This window comes from uncultured Roseovarius sp. (assembly GCF_963972555.1).
GTDB lineage: Bacteria > Pseudomonadota > Alphaproteobacteria > Rhodobacterales > Rhodobacteraceae > Roseovarius > Roseovarius mucosus.
Map to the genome: position 1 here is coordinate 89,114 of NZ_CAXAUM010000006.1, position 13,905 is coordinate 103,018.

22 protein-coding genes are annotated in these 13,905 nt (G+C 61.4%); 1 reads left to right on the plus strand and 21 read right to left on the minus strand.

What is annotated here, in order from left to right:
• Nucleotides 1-21 precede the first annotated feature (21 nt).
• On the plus strand, nt 22-486 hold the full coding sequence (locus AACZ65_RS07870; RefSeq protein ID WP_339669638.1) for a hypothetical protein: 465 nt from the start codon (nt 22-24) through the stop codon (nt 484-486).
• Between the two features lie 292 nt (nt 487-778).
• On the opposite strand, the gene AACZ65_RS07875 is transcribed toward AACZ65_RS07870, so the two are convergent.
• From AACZ65_RS07875 to AACZ65_RS07975, 21 genes are all read right to left on the minus strand, one after another.
• Nucleotides 779-1,132: a hypothetical protein gene (locus AACZ65_RS07875; RefSeq protein WP_339669640.1), complete on the minus strand. Its 354-nt coding sequence runs from the start codon at nt 1,130-1,132 to the stop codon at nt 779-781.
• Between the two features lie 3 nt (nt 1,133-1,135).
• Nucleotides 1,136-1,552, minus strand: coding sequence for a phage tail tube protein (locus AACZ65_RS07880; RefSeq protein WP_339669642.1), 417 nt, complete (start codon nt 1,550-1,552; stop codon nt 1,136-1,138).
• A gap of 1 nt (nt 1,553) precedes the next feature.
• Nucleotides 1,554-1,940 carry a DUF3168 domain-containing protein gene (locus tag AACZ65_RS07885; protein WP_339669643.1) on the minus strand — a complete coding sequence of 129 codons (387 nt, stop codon included), beginning with the start codon at nt 1,938-1,940 and terminating at the stop codon, nt 1,554-1,556.
• On the minus strand, nt 1,940-2,182 hold the full coding sequence (locus AACZ65_RS07890) for a hypothetical protein (RefSeq protein WP_339669645.1): 243 nt from the start codon (nt 2,180-2,182) through the stop codon (nt 1,940-1,942). Before AACZ65_RS07890 ends, AACZ65_RS07885 begins: the two co-directional genes overlap by 1 nt.
• Nucleotides 2,183-2,185: 3 nt before the next feature.
• Nucleotides 2,186-2,662: an HK97-gp10 family putative phage morphogenesis protein gene (locus tag AACZ65_RS07895; protein ID WP_339669647.1), complete on the minus strand. Its 477-nt coding sequence runs from the start codon at nt 2,660-2,662 to the stop codon at nt 2,186-2,188.
• Nucleotides 2,659-2,979 (minus strand): phage head closure protein, encoded by a 321-nt coding sequence (locus tag AACZ65_RS07900; protein WP_339669649.1) that lies wholly within the window; start codon nt 2,977-2,979, stop codon nt 2,659-2,661. The genes AACZ65_RS07895 and AACZ65_RS07900 overlap by 4 nt, the downstream gene beginning before the upstream one ends.
• Complete coding sequence (locus AACZ65_RS07905; RefSeq protein ID WP_339669651.1) at nt 2,976-3,485, minus strand: hypothetical protein; 510 nt, start codon at nt 3,483-3,485, stop codon at nt 2,976-2,978. Before AACZ65_RS07905 ends, AACZ65_RS07900 begins: the two co-directional genes overlap by 4 nt.
• Entirely contained in the window at nt 3,482-3,646 is a 165-nt protein-coding gene (locus tag AACZ65_RS07910) for a hypothetical protein (RefSeq protein ID WP_339669653.1), read from the minus strand. Before AACZ65_RS07910 ends, AACZ65_RS07905 begins: the two co-directional genes overlap by 4 nt.
• A gap of 61 nt (nt 3,647-3,707) precedes the next feature.
• On the minus strand, nt 3,708-4,937 hold the full coding sequence (locus AACZ65_RS07915; protein WP_339669655.1) for a phage major capsid protein: 1,230 nt from the start codon (nt 4,935-4,937) through the stop codon (nt 3,708-3,710).
• Between the two features lie 11 nt (nt 4,938-4,948).
• A complete protein-coding gene (locus tag AACZ65_RS07920) occupies nt 4,949-5,773 on the minus strand; it encodes a head maturation protease, ClpP-related (RefSeq protein ID WP_339669657.1) in 825 nt (274 codons plus the stop codon).
• The gene (locus tag AACZ65_RS07925; RefSeq protein WP_339669659.1) at nt 5,751-6,962 is read right to left on the minus strand and encodes a phage portal protein; all 1,212 of its coding nucleotides are present in this window, start codon (nt 6,960-6,962) and stop codon (nt 5,751-5,753) included. Before AACZ65_RS07925 ends, AACZ65_RS07920 begins: the two co-directional genes overlap by 23 nt.
• 3 nt (nt 6,963-6,965) lie before the next feature.
• Nucleotides 6,966-8,663, minus strand: coding sequence for a terminase large subunit (locus AACZ65_RS07930; protein ID WP_339669661.1), 1,698 nt, complete (start codon nt 8,661-8,663; stop codon nt 6,966-6,968).
• Nucleotides 8,660-9,304, minus strand: a complete 645-nt coding sequence (locus AACZ65_RS07935; RefSeq protein WP_339669663.1) for an HNH endonuclease — start codon at nt 9,302-9,304, stop codon at nt 8,660-8,662. Before AACZ65_RS07935 ends, AACZ65_RS07930 begins: the two co-directional genes overlap by 4 nt.
• 4 nt (nt 9,305-9,308) lie before the next feature.
• The gene (locus AACZ65_RS07940) at nt 9,309-9,806 is read right to left on the minus strand and encodes a resolvase (protein WP_339669665.1); all 498 of its coding nucleotides are present in this window, start codon (nt 9,804-9,806) and stop codon (nt 9,309-9,311) included.
• Nucleotides 9,807-9,865: 59 nt separating this feature from the next.
• Nucleotides 9,866-10,210, minus strand: coding sequence for an HNH endonuclease (locus AACZ65_RS07945; RefSeq protein WP_339669667.1), 345 nt, complete (start codon nt 10,208-10,210; stop codon nt 9,866-9,868).
• A gap of 146 nt (nt 10,211-10,356) precedes the next feature.
• Nucleotides 10,357-11,124, minus strand: a complete 768-nt coding sequence (locus AACZ65_RS07950; protein ID WP_339669669.1) for a hypothetical protein — start codon at nt 11,122-11,124, stop codon at nt 10,357-10,359.
• Nucleotides 11,125-11,132: 8 nt separating this feature from the next.
• A complete protein-coding gene (locus tag AACZ65_RS07955) occupies nt 11,133-11,717 on the minus strand; it encodes a hypothetical protein (RefSeq protein ID WP_339669671.1) in 585 nt (194 codons plus the stop codon).
• Between the two features lie 17 nt (nt 11,718-11,734).
• Complete coding sequence (locus AACZ65_RS07960; RefSeq protein WP_339669673.1) at nt 11,735-12,382, minus strand: helix-turn-helix domain-containing protein; 648 nt, start codon at nt 12,380-12,382, stop codon at nt 11,735-11,737.
• The gene (locus AACZ65_RS07965) at nt 12,379-12,789 is read right to left on the minus strand and encodes a hypothetical protein (protein WP_339669675.1); all 411 of its coding nucleotides are present in this window, start codon (nt 12,787-12,789) and stop codon (nt 12,379-12,381) included. Before AACZ65_RS07965 ends, AACZ65_RS07960 begins: the two co-directional genes overlap by 4 nt.
• A 48-nt stretch (nt 12,790-12,837) precedes the next feature.
• Nucleotides 12,838-13,146, minus strand: coding sequence for a DUF6378 domain-containing protein (locus tag AACZ65_RS07970; RefSeq protein ID WP_339669677.1), 309 nt, complete (start codon nt 13,144-13,146; stop codon nt 12,838-12,840).
• Nucleotides 13,143-13,367, minus strand: a complete 225-nt coding sequence (locus AACZ65_RS07975; protein WP_339669679.1) for a hypothetical protein — start codon at nt 13,365-13,367, stop codon at nt 13,143-13,145. Before AACZ65_RS07975 ends, AACZ65_RS07970 begins: the two co-directional genes overlap by 4 nt.
• Nucleotides 13,368-13,905: the final 538 nt, after the last annotated feature.

The window sequence follows — 13,905 nt, forward strand, 5'->3', positions numbered from 1 at the left end:
TACCTCAAGAGGGTTAGAGCCATGAAAAGAAGCTCAGCATTGATGATCGCACTGCTACTGCCGTCACCGGCCATTGCGGGTGCGATCACTATTTCTGCCTGCACGATTGAGCGCCGCGAAACGGTGCAGTCGATCATCTACTGCGATGTCGAAAACAAATCAGACCGAGCCGTTGCAACGCTAGTTTTCAGGGCCATTTTCAAAAGCCCCGACCGAGAAGTGCCTTGGGCCGAAATCGGCAACGATTGGAGCAAAGGGCGCGCTCTGGTCAGAGGCGGCATAGAACCGGGGGAAACAGTCCGAACCTTGATTTCACCTGTCAGCCTGGACAGCCGATCAGACGGGTTGCCCTTAGAAGTCGCCTTCTTAGAAGCTCAGTTCCTAGACGTGAACGGCGATCAAATTGGCGAGACCATTGGGAACGAAAAGCCCCGCCCGCAATCAATGGTCGATAAAGCTCTGTCTGGGGCGCTGTCGCAAGACTAACCGGGGCGCTACTGGATCGTTGCGCCCCATGCAGCGGCCAAAGCCTGCAACATCGCCTGCTGCTGATCTGGCGTTTGCCTCTTGGGGCGCGACTTGCGCCCCACAAAATCCTCGAGCGAAGGTGTCTTTTTGAGACGCGGCAACATTGCCGTGAACCAAACATGCGACCGCTCGCGCTCAATTCGTAGCGCCGCCCCGTCTATTTCCAAGCTGTAGAGCCGGGGGGTGATTTCCCAAAACCGCGCCGGATCGAAACCCGCCGCGATGTAGTATTTCAGCAGGTCCGCGAGGTTCAGGCCGCCCGCGTCGGCCTCTTGCGGTTTCCCGGCTTGGCATCCTTTGCGACATCGGGGAACGCGCCCGCCATGACCGTGCCCAATGCATCAGCATTCTGCGCCAGAATGTCATCGACAAGCCAGCGGTCGGCCTCGTCGGCATGGTGGCGCTCAAGCGCGCCCATAAACAGGTCGCGGACAATGCCCAAATCAGGCATCCAGTTCGGCCCTGCATCCGCAGGAGCATCAAGCCGCTCAAGCACGTCTTGCCCGTGCTTGGCCTGCAAGTCCGCCAGCACCGAAAAACCGATCCAGAGCGTATAGCTCTTGTCGTTCGCCGTGACCGTTACGGCCCCTCTTACGTCAGACATGGGTTACACCGCCGCGTACAGGGTTGGCTTGCCGCTCGGCTTGATCGTGACCGTCGCCTCCATCTTGCCTTCCGGCGCCAGCTCGGGCGGCGTATAGCCCGTGACGATCCCGCCAAAGCGCAACATCACCCCATTGGGGTAGGTGATCTGGTAGTTGCCGGTTTTGGCGTTGAAAGCTGCAAAGAGCGTGTCGGTCGCCGAAGGCACAAAATTCACCGTAAAAGACGCCTCGCCCGCATCGGCCAAGAGCGCGATATGTTCGTGATATTCATCCGGGCTTTTCAGGTGGGTGGCCTGCTCAGTGCCCCGCGTCATGCCGGGAGGCGTAATCGCCATCACCTCCGCCACGTCAACGTAGGTGCCGGGGGTCTCGCCCTCGATACCAAAGCTGGAGTTGTAACCAATATCTGCTGTCGTCATCTCATGCCCTCCAATGGGTGTTGAAATCCATGCTCACGCGGTAGGGCCGCGTAGCCTCGTTGCTGCCGCCCTCGCGGCTGTCTCGGGTGCTGTCATGCGACACCAGCCGGAATGACCCGCCGCGATACCCATGCAGCAGGGAGCGCACGACGCGGGATAGCTGCTTTGCGCCCTTGTAGGTCTCTGCGTAGCAATCGACCTGCAAGCGGCCTTGTGAAAGCCCATCACGGCCTTTTGTTGTCAGCCCCTCGGCATCGTCGATCACGTTCAGCACCAGCCCCGGCAGTGCGGCCCCTTGCGGATGCGCGCCCCAATTGATCCGGGATGCCGGGACAATAGCTGTGACCGCCGCCGATCCTGTCAGCAGCGACTTGAACGCCTCTTCCATCAATCGCCTGCTGGAACCAGCCGATACCCATGCGCGGCAGCGGCTTCCTTCACAGTCTCGAGTCCAAGCAGCGGATGCGCTTGCACGTCCACAGAGCCGACCCTGATTTCAAGCTCAGCCCGCACGAAATCGTTAGGGTCCATGACCAGCCGTAAGCCGGTAACACCATCAATCGTCGTGCCATCCATATTCTCGATTCGGGCGCTGTAAGCCATGCCGCCCTCGCACTTGATCCTGATCATGCTTTATCCTTCCTCAGCCGCTTTAGCCGCCCTGCGCTCTGCCCTCTGGATTGCCTTGGTCACTTCCTCCCAAAGGTTCTCGCTAAGGCGCTGCAACATAGCTTTTTGGTCCTGATCCCATGCAGGGCGCATGAATGGCTGAGGCCCATGGTTGATCGTGCCAAACTCCTGCAAGTGCCCGTGCCGCCCACCATCACCGCGCAGGTAGGACGGGCCGATGAAAAGCTCGACCGAGGACCGATCATCCTTGAACATGCGACGATGCAGCTTGGCCTGTCGACCGTCGAGCTTTGCGCCAACAATAATCGACTGCTTCAATCTGCCGGTCCTGACAGGGGCAAGCCCCTGCGCGATCTTGGCTGTAGGCTCAGCCGCGCGCTTTAATGCACGCCGCAATGCCCCTTTGCCCGCCGCCTTGGACAGATTGTCCAAGTTCTTCTCCAACTCACTCAGGCCCTCAAGTTTGATGGTGACGCTCACTGATCAACCCTCGCCGATGCCGTGATTTCCAGCCGGTCCCGCCGCCCGATTTCCTTGATCCCGGAAATGTCGTATTCCCGGCCTTCGCAGATCAGCCGATCCTTGGGGGTCAGGTCGCGCGTGAACGTGCTTGACCGCACCACAAACCGGGTCGTGATCGAGGCACCAACCTCACCGGCGCGCCACCGCTCGCCGTCGCTGACATCGGTCTTGTCGGCAGGTATTCTCTCGCCATGGTCCGCCCATGTTTCAGCCTGCTGAAACCCGTCATCCGACAGCGAGGCGCGGCGGAACTGAACGCGGCGGTTAAGGTTCACAATCGCCTCCAGCGCAACGCACTCACCAGCGCATCCGCACTCCGCATGGCCGCATCATAGTTGGGGCCGTGCAGCGCGTCATAGTCACGGGACACCATGATCTTGACCAGCGCCTGAGCTGCGGGCAGCCGTTCGGCGGAAAGCCCATATGTCGCTTGAAGCGTGATCTCCTGATCGGTCAGGGCCTCCGGGACAGTGATGCATATACCCATCGCCGTGCGCGAAAGCTCGTTGGCCAGAGCAGTGCCCGACGCGTCTGCGGTCACGTCCGTGGCATCCGGGAACGGCAACAGGTGCGGCCCCGGCCCGGTCACGTCCACCGCCCAGGTCTGCGGCATGATGCAGCGGCCAAGAACTCCGCCATAAGCATCGAGCGTGGCAACGTGACCAGCCTGCAAGGTCGCAATCTTCGCGTCGTCGTCGTCATGGACAACTTGCAGATGCGCCTTCATGTCGAGCAACGACACAGGCAGGGCAGCGGGCGGCGTCACGAGATAGGGGGTCATTTGGTTTCAGGTGCCTTCTTGGTTGCCTTCGTGTCGGAAATCGCGCCCACCGACCGCGCCGCCGCCTCAAGTTCGAGCGGGCACTCGTCACCGACGGCAAACTCTGTCGGGTAGATCTCCTGCGCTTTAACGCCCTTGAAGGGCTTTGCAAATTTGGCCATTTCTGCCTCCTTCTATCGGCTTGAAAAACGGGGCGAACGCGCCGCCCCGTCAGAAAACCGATTACGCTGCGACGTTCTGCGCCTTCAGCGCCTCCGGGTTCAGCAGGCCTCCGCCAACGCGCTTCGTGGTGTAGAACTGCACGAAAGGCTTGTTTGTGTAAGGGTCGCGCAGGATGCGCGTGCCGATGCCGTCGACGATCAGGTAGCCTTGGTCGAAGTCGCCAAAAACAATAGGCTTCGCACCAGCTGCCACGTCGGGCATGGCCGGGACCTCGACCATCGCATAACCCGCCAGCGTCTGGGGCGTGCCTGCCTGGTAGGACGCCTGCCACAGATAGTTACCTTGCCCATCTTTCAGCAAACGAACCGCCGCCATGGTGTTGCGGTTCATGATGAACCGCGCATTCGCCGTGAATGCCGATGGCAGCGCCATCGCCAGATTCACGATGCCGTCGCCGGTCAAGGCTGCAGCCGCACCCGTGTTCGTCGCCGTCACCGCGCCGAAAGGGTGTGCCGCCGCATTGGCCCCGCCGGTGATGTAGGTCAGCAGGCCGTTCGGACGATTGTTTGCGCCCGAACCGGAAACGAACGCCAGATTTTCCTGATAGGCAAATTCGGTCTGCACCTCGCCCGCCAACCAGCTCTCCAGATCAACCAGCGCATCATCCAGAAGCTGCTGCGTAGCCGCCGGATTGGCGTAGATTTCGCCGACGCGGTAGACCAGTTGACCAAAGGTGCCGGTGTCCGTTGCGGGGCGTGCTGCCGTTTCACCGACCCAGCCCGACGAGGTTCCGCGCAGGTTGAACAACTTCGAAAAGCTGCCGGTGCTGATGGTCTGCACGCGGCAAATCTGACGCATGGGGGAAACTTCGATCAGCTTGTCAGTGATCGTGCGGTCCCACTCTGTCGGCGCGACATAGCCGCCCTCTGCGTCGGCGCCCTTGTTCAGAGACGCCTGAACGTCGCCCTTGCGGACGTGCATGGCAAAAGCCTGCGTATATTCAGGGTCGCGCGACCGGCTGGCATTGCCGCCGTTCAGTTGCGCATTCGCCAGCTTGGCGTTCATCTCATCCAGTGAGGCCTGCAAGGTGCCGACATGTGCGTTGACGGCGTCGAGCTTGTTGCGCGTCACAACGTCGTCGAACTTGGCGTTCACGCCTGCGATTTGCTCTGCGTGCGCCTGTTTCATTTCCTCGACCGCGCTTTGCAGTTGGGCGAGGATCGCGGTGGGATTGCTCGCATCAGCGCGTGCGAACATGATCCCGCGCGCGGGGTGTTTCAGTCCAGCCATTGGTTTTCTCCTTAGGCTTTGAGGGTTTCCAGCAGACGCCGAGCGGCGTCCACATCAAAGCCAGCGCTAAGCGTGGCTGTCCCGGCAGCGCTAGGCGTGCCAGCCGCTTCCCTGAGAAGGGTGCGCCGCTCGACACGCGGCATACCTGCTTTCGCCAGAGTTGCATCCAGTCGGGCGCGGGCTTTCATGCCCTGCGCCTCTTTGTCGTCGTATGCCGGCGCTTCAAACGTGGCCTCGGCAAATCCCATTTCAATGGCGCGCTCAGTGCGCAGCCATGTTTCTGCGTTCATCATGGCCTCGATCTCGTCACGCCCCAGACCAGTCCGGGCGGTGTAGATATCAGCCATTGCGGCATCGAATTCCGCGAATGTTTCGGCGGCATCGCGCATGTCGTTCTGGTTGCCCATGACGAGGCCCCAAGAATTGTGCACCATGAACATCGACCCCAACCCCATCTCAATCCGGTCGCCCGCCATAGCGATGATCGACGCGGCCGACGCGGCCAAGCCCATCACCTTTACCGTGACTTCTGCAGGGTGTTCGCGCAGTAGGTTGTAGATTGCCAAGCCCTCAAACATGTCACCGCCGGGGCTGTTGACGTTGACAGTAATCGGGTTCTTGCCGATGGCCCGCAGCGCGCCTGCAACCCGCCGCGCTGTCACCCCCTCGCCAGTCCACATATCTTCGCCGATGACGTCATAGACGCTGATCGTTGCCTTTTCGTCGGCCTCAGCCGCGCGCGGACGCCATTGGTCGAGCGCATCGGCGGGTGCGTCGGGTTGATATGCGCCGGGGCGCGTGAATGCCTTTATCTCAGGCAGTTTGCGAAGGGACATTGCTTTCTCCTGCTGCGATAAGACCAGAGCCTTGCTCGTGCCGACCTAGGCCCACGTGATCGCGCGCCTCATTTACTTCCATCCATGGGCGGTGACCGCCCGATCCAAGCGCGCGGGCCAAGAACTCGCCCTGGTCTTTCAAAGTGCCGCGCAGCAACTCTCGCTCGTCAAAGTCGGGGTAGAATACGCCGCGATCTTGTATCGGCAGACACGCACGCGTAATGCCCTGCTCCCAAACCGAGAACCACGGGGCCAGCCCGAAGCGAACAAACAACATGGCAAGCTGCTCGATCCCGCTGCCCCATGATGTATCATCCATAAACATAAGCGGGCGCGGCACGCCAAACACGCGGCCAATGCGCTCCGTCAATTGCCCGCCCATTTCAAACATTTGCGAACTCTGCGCCGTCGCTGGAGGGAACTCCCGCGACATACCCTCTTCCAACAGCACCGCCCGACCTGCGTTCTGCGCACCGGCATAGGTGTCCAGTGAGGCCTTGAGACGCGCGAAGGCTTCGGCGGTGATCTGGCCGGGGTGCTTGAACGCAACCCCCGCAATCACGCCTTTCTCGTAAAGGCTTTGCGCCGCAATCTGCTGCTGGTTCGCGGTCTGGATGATCGCACCGGCTTTCTGTATCCGCGACACGCCCTTTTCAGCGTCAACCGAAAAGCCGCGAAGGTGAAGAATATCCCCCGGTTGCAACACGACACTTTCGTTCCGCTGCGTCGTAACCCGGTAGCGCAATGGGAACATGCCCCCGTCAGTTTCGATTGACACGTTGCGCGGGTCTATAGGGATCAGCGACGACACCCTGCCCAGCGTTCGCACGATCTGGGCATAAGCGTTTCCGTGCATCAGGAGCCAGCCCTGCATAAGCGCCTTGAACTCATGCGCGGTTTGCCAAGGGTTGGTCTGATATCGCAGCAGATTGTATAGAGGGTGATCGAGAGCCGGGCCTATTTTTCCATTAGACTCGCTACGCCGCATCATTTCGAGTGGCAGCATAGCGATTGAGCCTGTCACCAAATCGACCGCGCGCAACACTGCGTCATTCTGCAAGGCCGTCTCAACAGAGTTGCCGCCCATGCCGGTCCGCACAAACTCCAGGAACTCAGGAGAGTCGAGCGCCACTTGGCCTTTTGGTTTCGTGGCCCGCGTGAAGGGCAACCAGTTTCTAATGCCCATCATGCCTCACAAGGTTAGGACGCCGCGCGTCTCGTAGATGGAGGCCGAATTTGAGGCCACCGGATTCCGCGACATGAGCTGATAGGCGTTCAGCCCCGCGATCAACGGGTCGATCTTGGCACGTCCTGCCGTGAACTTCGTGATCATCACTGCCGACCCCCGTGTTTCCGTTTTGGCATTGCCAAGACACCAGTCCATCATGGGCTGGCCGCCGTGCCGATATGTTCCGTTCTTGAGCTTGCGCTCGATCCCCCAAATCGCGGGCGAGAGCGCCGGGCCCTGCCGCACGGCGACAATCTGATCGTCGGTGATCCCGTTCAGGATCAGCTCATCCAGCATTGCCGATATGCCGTAGGGATCGACGCCAATGGCGTCCCTTTCCGGCAGCAACCCCGCATCCGCGACGGCCTTTATCAGCGCGGCCACCTCTTCGATGTCCTGTGTGGGATGGTCAGGGTCGAGGATCGTCAGATCCCCGGCCTCGGCAAAATCCATCAGCCGCGGCGCGATTTCCTTGCGCACTTCCAGAACTTCGGGATGCGCCCAGGCATGGAACCACGCCAGCCAATCCTTGGTCTCACGATCCCGGCCAAGAAGGCCAAGACCGAACAGGTCATCTAGGCCGCCGCCGTCGATTCCGGCTACAATCACCTCACAGCGCTGCAACATATCCTCGAACGAAAGAACCGTTGCCGCACCGGCCCAATGCCGCGCCGCCTGCCAATCGCCCCCCAACCCCACGCCGATCTCGACGTTGAAGTGCTGCGAGGCCAGAAGGGCCAGCGATTGCGCGCCATCTTCTTTCGCTTGCACGAGCTGGTCGGTCAAAAAGTCAGGATCGACAGACCGGCCAAGGTTCGGATTGACCATCCCCCACGTCTTTGGGTCTTGCCATTGCTTCACCATGGCGGGCGGCAGCTCATAGAGAACCGGCAGGTTCGGCAGTTTCAGGCGCCCGTCCCGCACAGCGCGGGCGCGCTCCAGTTCCTTCTTGAACACCCCCGAAGGCGCGCTCTTGGATTGCGTCGTGATCTGCATCAGGAACCCATCGGGCCGTGATGCCAGAGCGCCCCGCAATTCGACAAAGACCGCCTCGGCCCGGCTCTTGCGCGCGAACTCATGGGTCTCGTCAATCAGCGTATAAGTCGCTTTGCCCCCGGTGATCACGTCGCTGTCAGCGGCCTTGATCGCGATTTCCGCCTTGGTCAGCCGGTGGGTAATCGTGCGCAGATGCTCACGAATGTGAAACAGTTTATCGAGCGTTTCGTCAGCCCGGATGATGCCCCAAGCCTGCTTGAATGCGATTTTGGCAATCGTCATCGTCGGCGCGATCAGCAGCAACTCCGCCTCGGGGCGCTCGTTGACCAGACAGGCCACAACGATGATCGCCGCCGCGATGGATGATTTGCCGTTCTTCTTCGGGATCAGAAGAAAGAACTCGCGGATCAGCCGCCGCTTGGTTTCCGGGTCGTATGACCCAAATATCGCGCGCACCAGGTCGAACACCCACTGTTCGCACACCTCGCCATAGGTGGGCATGCCGATCAGGTCCGGCACCCGCAACCGCTTGAAAATCGCCAACGCTCGATCTGCCGAGGCGTCGAACAATGGCAATTCCGGGATCAGGCTTTGCCCGGTCTGAATTCGCACATCCCAATCGGGCAGCGAGGTATCCCAAAGCTGCCGACGAACTGGAGCGTTCATTGCATCAGTATTCCGCTAACCGAAATCCCATCCAACTCATCAACAGCCGCTTGCCAAGCTGGTCTCTCACGATCAAACGCCCCAGGCCGATAGTCTTTCGAGCACCAGTTTCCTTTGCCCCGATTGCAGGCTTGGCAAAGCACCTGCATGTTGTCAAAGTCGAGAGCGAGATCAGGGCGTAACGAACGCGGCTTTATGTGATCGACCTGAATAACCGCCCCATCGGAGGGTGTTGCACCACAGCACATACACCGGCGACCGTAAGTCTTGATCACCTTCATTCTTAGCGTGGTCCATTCCCAGCTGGTGTAGAAACTATTGTTGCTACTTCTGGACACGCGCTTTTTGGCTTTTGTGTCGTGAGGTTTGAGCGGGTCAATCAAATCGCTTGGCTTGTTGGAAGCCTGCATAGCCCCTTGCAAGGCACCAATATTATTGCGCGATACCAAACCTGCATTGACAGCGGCGATTGCTACAGACTTAAGGTCACCAGAAACCGATAAGTGTTTTTGAAGCGCGCGGTGCGCATCTGTAACCTTGGGGCGATTCCTTCCCCCGACGACTGATCGCCACGCAAACTGCAATACTCGTTTTACGGCGGCGGCTTCTGAAAGCGTCCAAAGTTCAGGGGTCTTACTCATCGCATCAGTTCACACGATTTGGCCCAAGCAGATCATCCCACCCGCCCGAGGCTGCGGCCTCTTCTGCCGCGCGCTGCGCCGCTTCTTTCTTGCCCATGCCGATCCCGGCTGCTTGGGCCTCTTGCTGCTGCGCCTCGAGGACAACCTTCTGACGGGTCAGTCCGTCCCGATCCATCAGCTCGCGCAACTGTTTCATCGCGGTCATGTTGCCATCCTCGATGGCCGCGCGGATCAGGCGAGCGTTGGCCGCCAGTTCGAGCCGGTCGCGCATGATGTCCCGCTTTTGCAGCGCGGCTCTAAAATACCGCTTGAGCGACGGCAGGGAGATTCCCAACGTGTTTGCAATGCGCTGATTGCCCCAGCCGCGCGCCAAGGCCGCTTCCACCATGTCCCGGTCTTTCGGGTCGATCTGCAAAGAGGGTCGCCCACGCACCCCTGTGCGCTCTCTGACGGGGTTGCCGAACAGGTCGGTCGCCCGATCATCCTGAAATTTCGCCGCCATCAGAAAAAAATCTCCGCGTGTTAGAGCCGCCGGTTGCCACGGGGGCCGATCTCCAGACTTTAGACCCCCCCTCCCCTCTGCATGGCCTCTGCCCGTTGCTTGTCGGCGTCATGGCAGGGCTTGCACAGGCATTGCAGGTTGTCGTCATCCCAAAAGAGCGTGGGATCGCCCCGGTGCGGTATCTTGTGGTCCGCCACCAGTTTCGAACTGTCGGCCTCGATCACACCGCACATCTGGCATGTGAAGAGATCGCGCACCAAGCAGCGCCACCGCGCCCCGTTGGGCCGCGCCTTCCAGCGCGCCAGCCCATACCACTTGCGCCATTCAAGCCCGCGCCGCGCATCGTCAAAGCTGACATCGAGCTTGCGCGGCCCGGATGGCAACTCACGAACGCGCGCCGCCATTGACCGCAAGCGACCCAAACCAAACCTCCGATGTCGTGATTGCCAGCACCTGGACATGACTGCGCCCGGTGGCGGGGTCTCCGCTCCGGGCGCAATTCGTGATGATAGTAGATTCTGTAACTTCTCCGAGCCTAAGCTGTCAAACCCTATTTTGTGGGGCGCACCAGATCAAACCCCCGCATGCGGTCCAAAGCGCTACATAGCGCGGCGCGCAGGGCCTCACGGCACCGGGTGTTGATGCCCCATCCGTGCCGCTTCAACACCGCCTCAAGGCTCAGCCCCTCGACGCAGACCTGATCGACCAGCACCCGCGCCAATATCACGCGCCGCTTGTCCCCATCGGGCCGAAACCGCCGAACTTCCTTGGCCAGCCCGTTGCCGATCCGCGCCCGCAGGAACCGCAACCGCTCGATGTCGCGAAACACCGCCGCCTGCACACCCTCACCGCCCGAGCCACCACGCCCCGCCGCCTCCAATGAAGCACAGCCCAGACCCGAGCTTGCCACCCGCTCGACCAGCGCGGCATACTCACGCCCCGCCTCGATCTGCCCCACCGAGAACGGCGGCACAAAGCTGGCGTCATCGCCGCCCAACCTCATGTGCGCCTTGATGGCATCGCGGGTCATATTATCGAACGCATCCGCCACCCGTGCGGCCTTGCGCCCCTTGTGACCCGTCGGCACCGAGCGATAGTTGCCCGCGTCAGTCTTAACCACCTCACGCGGCGTAAAGGTCATCATTGGCCCCCGCGCTGGCGCAACCGGGATGCGCGGCCCACACTCGACAGGCGGGGCAGCCCGGCTCAGCATTTCAGCCACCCGCGCCCGTTCCGCCGCCGCTACTGCCTTGCCACAGCGCGCCACCCCGTCCGCAGCCACATAGACCACCTGCCCCGCCTTGATGAAATCCTGCATGTTGTGCCTCATTTGCTGCTCTCCCGCTCTGCCAATTCCGCAATCTCCTGACAGCGCCGCAGCGCCGCCACACGCCGATCCCGCCACATCGCCTCAGTCGGGCCGAGATCGTCGCCCCGCGCCAACCGCCCCTCAAGGCTGCGCAACTGGCGCACGTTCGGCTCGGCATCGGTCTTGATCTGGCTGACCGTCCAGGCATTGGGCCAGCGCCGGTTGCGGCGCAGCTCGCCCAGCAACTCCGGCGCCCACCCACCGGCAAGCGCATCGGCCCCGAGCGCACTGGCGAATACCGCCCTGATCAGGGGGCTGGCATCCTCAGGCGGGGCCTGAATGTCAGACGCCATGTCGAGGATCGCATTGGCAATCGGCATCTGGTCGCGCAACTTGCCACCGGGGCGCGCCGCCGCAACCTCTTGCAGCGCCTCCAGATTGGCCGTGGTCATGTAGGCCAACCGCTTGCACAGATCGTCAACGCTCGCCTCAAACTGATCCTTGGTCAGACGCGACGGTTTGGCCAACCCACGCTTGAGCAGCCCCTCGACAAGGATTTCCCTCACCCGCTTTTCGCCGCTTGCCTGTTCGATGCTGTCCATGCCCCTTGCCCCTTTTCTCAGCAAATGCCCAACGCTATCCGCTCGGCACTGTCGAGCAGATCACGCGCCACGATGCAGGTCTGGACCCGCACCGGGATTGCCTTGGCGTTGACCTTTCCGCCTTGCCGAACGTGCCGCACGATTTGCAGCGCCTCGTTCACCTCGTCGCTGGTGAAAAACATCGGCTTTTCCGCAGCCGTGTCGGCGGGCGTTTGGTTAATTACTGGTTCTTTACAGGTTAGTCTCCAGCCCACTGGAGACGGACCCCCCCCTTTTTTTGGAGACGGCTCACCCCTTTTTTTGGAGACGGCTCCGACTCCAGATTTTGGAGACGGCTTTGGCCCTTTTCCGTCTCCAGTTTCTGGAGTCGGCCCTTGTGCTTCGCCCATTTCAAACCCCAATATGTAGTGGGTCGGCTTTTGCCGTTTCGTCACGCCATCGCGCGACTGATGCCGCTTGATCAGCCCCTTTTCCTCAAGACCGTTCAGTGCATTGTTCACTGTGCCGTTGGACGCCCCGGTCTTTTCGATCAGATAGCCTTGCGTCGGAAAGCACCCCTGAGACGGGTTGTGGCAATCGCACAGGTGAAACAGAACGCGGAACTCGGACGCGCTCAGACGATCCGCAGGAATGTCCGACAGCCAATTCGTCGCCTTGTGGCTCATTTCCAGACCCTCGCATGCTGCGCCCGCTCAACGGCGGCCACACGGGCCAAGGCGGCCGCATAGACCGCCTCTGGCGACACGACAACGGCACGGCGCTGCGCACTCAACGCCTCTAACCGCGCGCGCAATTCCGCCCCCAAAGGCGCACCAACCCGCAAGCGCCGCGCCAATGTGTCGGGGTGACAACCGACCGCCTGCGCCGCCTGCTTGACGGACGCGAAATGCAGCCCGCAGAGCGTGACAGGCTTTGCCCTGGCCTGATTGCCGCGCATCCCAAGCCCCACGGACTCGAGCCTGCCGCGTGCGCGCGCCATGTAGATGTTTTCACGCGTGACACCAAACGCCTGCGCCGCAGCTGCAGCACTGGCATAGGTCACGCCCCGTATCGTGATTGGCCCACTGCCCATCTCTACCCCCGTCCCGCGCCTGACGCGCGTGTTGCCTTGCCTCTGCCCTTAGAACCGCGTGCGCGGGCTCGCCTTTGGCATCTCTGCCGACCGCAGCTTCGCCACCTCACCACCGCAGGCCGCATAGCCCGCAATATCGACCCAATTGTCGAAATGGCCGGGATTGCCCCACGCCCGAACCGTCTTGAGATCGACCAAGAGGATGGCCACCTGTTCGGGCGTAATCTCGACGCCCAACCGCACCGACCAGAGCGCGGCGATCTGCGCAAATGACTGCTCCGCCGCGCCATGGGTCGCGGCCCGGTCGACTGTCACGGCCTGCGTCGCCGCCGCCAGAATTGCCGACCGGACGCTCATCGCCCCTTCCCCTTGCTGCGCGTGCTGACATGCGCGCGCCGCGTCGAATAGGCCGCCGCCTTGGGCGACATGTGATTGCCGGAAATGGTCCAGAGCTTGCTGGCCGGGATCACCGTGGCCGAGACCGGCGCGAACAGCTCACTGAGCGGCATCTTGTCGTAATCCTCGGGTCGCACGGCCCGCAGCCGCGTATCGCCATCGCCATTGGTAACTGTGGTCATGCTGAAACTCTCCTGTTGGTCAAAGCCCCGCAAAAGCCCCCGGCGCGGGGCTGGAGGTCCGCACGCCGGGGAAGGTGACTGAGGCAGAACCCCACGGGGATAAGGCCACCCGTGGGCAGGTAGAGCGCGGGCCGGGCGCTACTCCGGCTACTCCCGTTTTCTTCTGCTGGTGATGTTCCATGCACCGACCTACGGGGTGGCATGTGGTCGGGTGCCTGCGTGTCTGCATTCCACGCCGCCGCGCTCTGGAGGTGTGTGCTTGATGTAGGCTGTCGGGCTTCATCACCGACAATTTCGAGCCTGTGCCACACACCACCAGAAAGCGGGTGCCGGTCTCTCCCGGCTGTCACGTCCATTCTCTCAGACGTTGCAGACTGTGAAACGTCCACAGCCAAACCTACTCGGATCGCCCCCGGCGGCGTCTCTCTGTCCGATGTTCCCGTGAGGTTCGCGACTGATCCTTTCGCTTGGTATCTTGTCGTGGCGGCACTCTCGCAGCCGCCACGCTTCGCGCATACCTCGTCTCGCGTGGGTATGA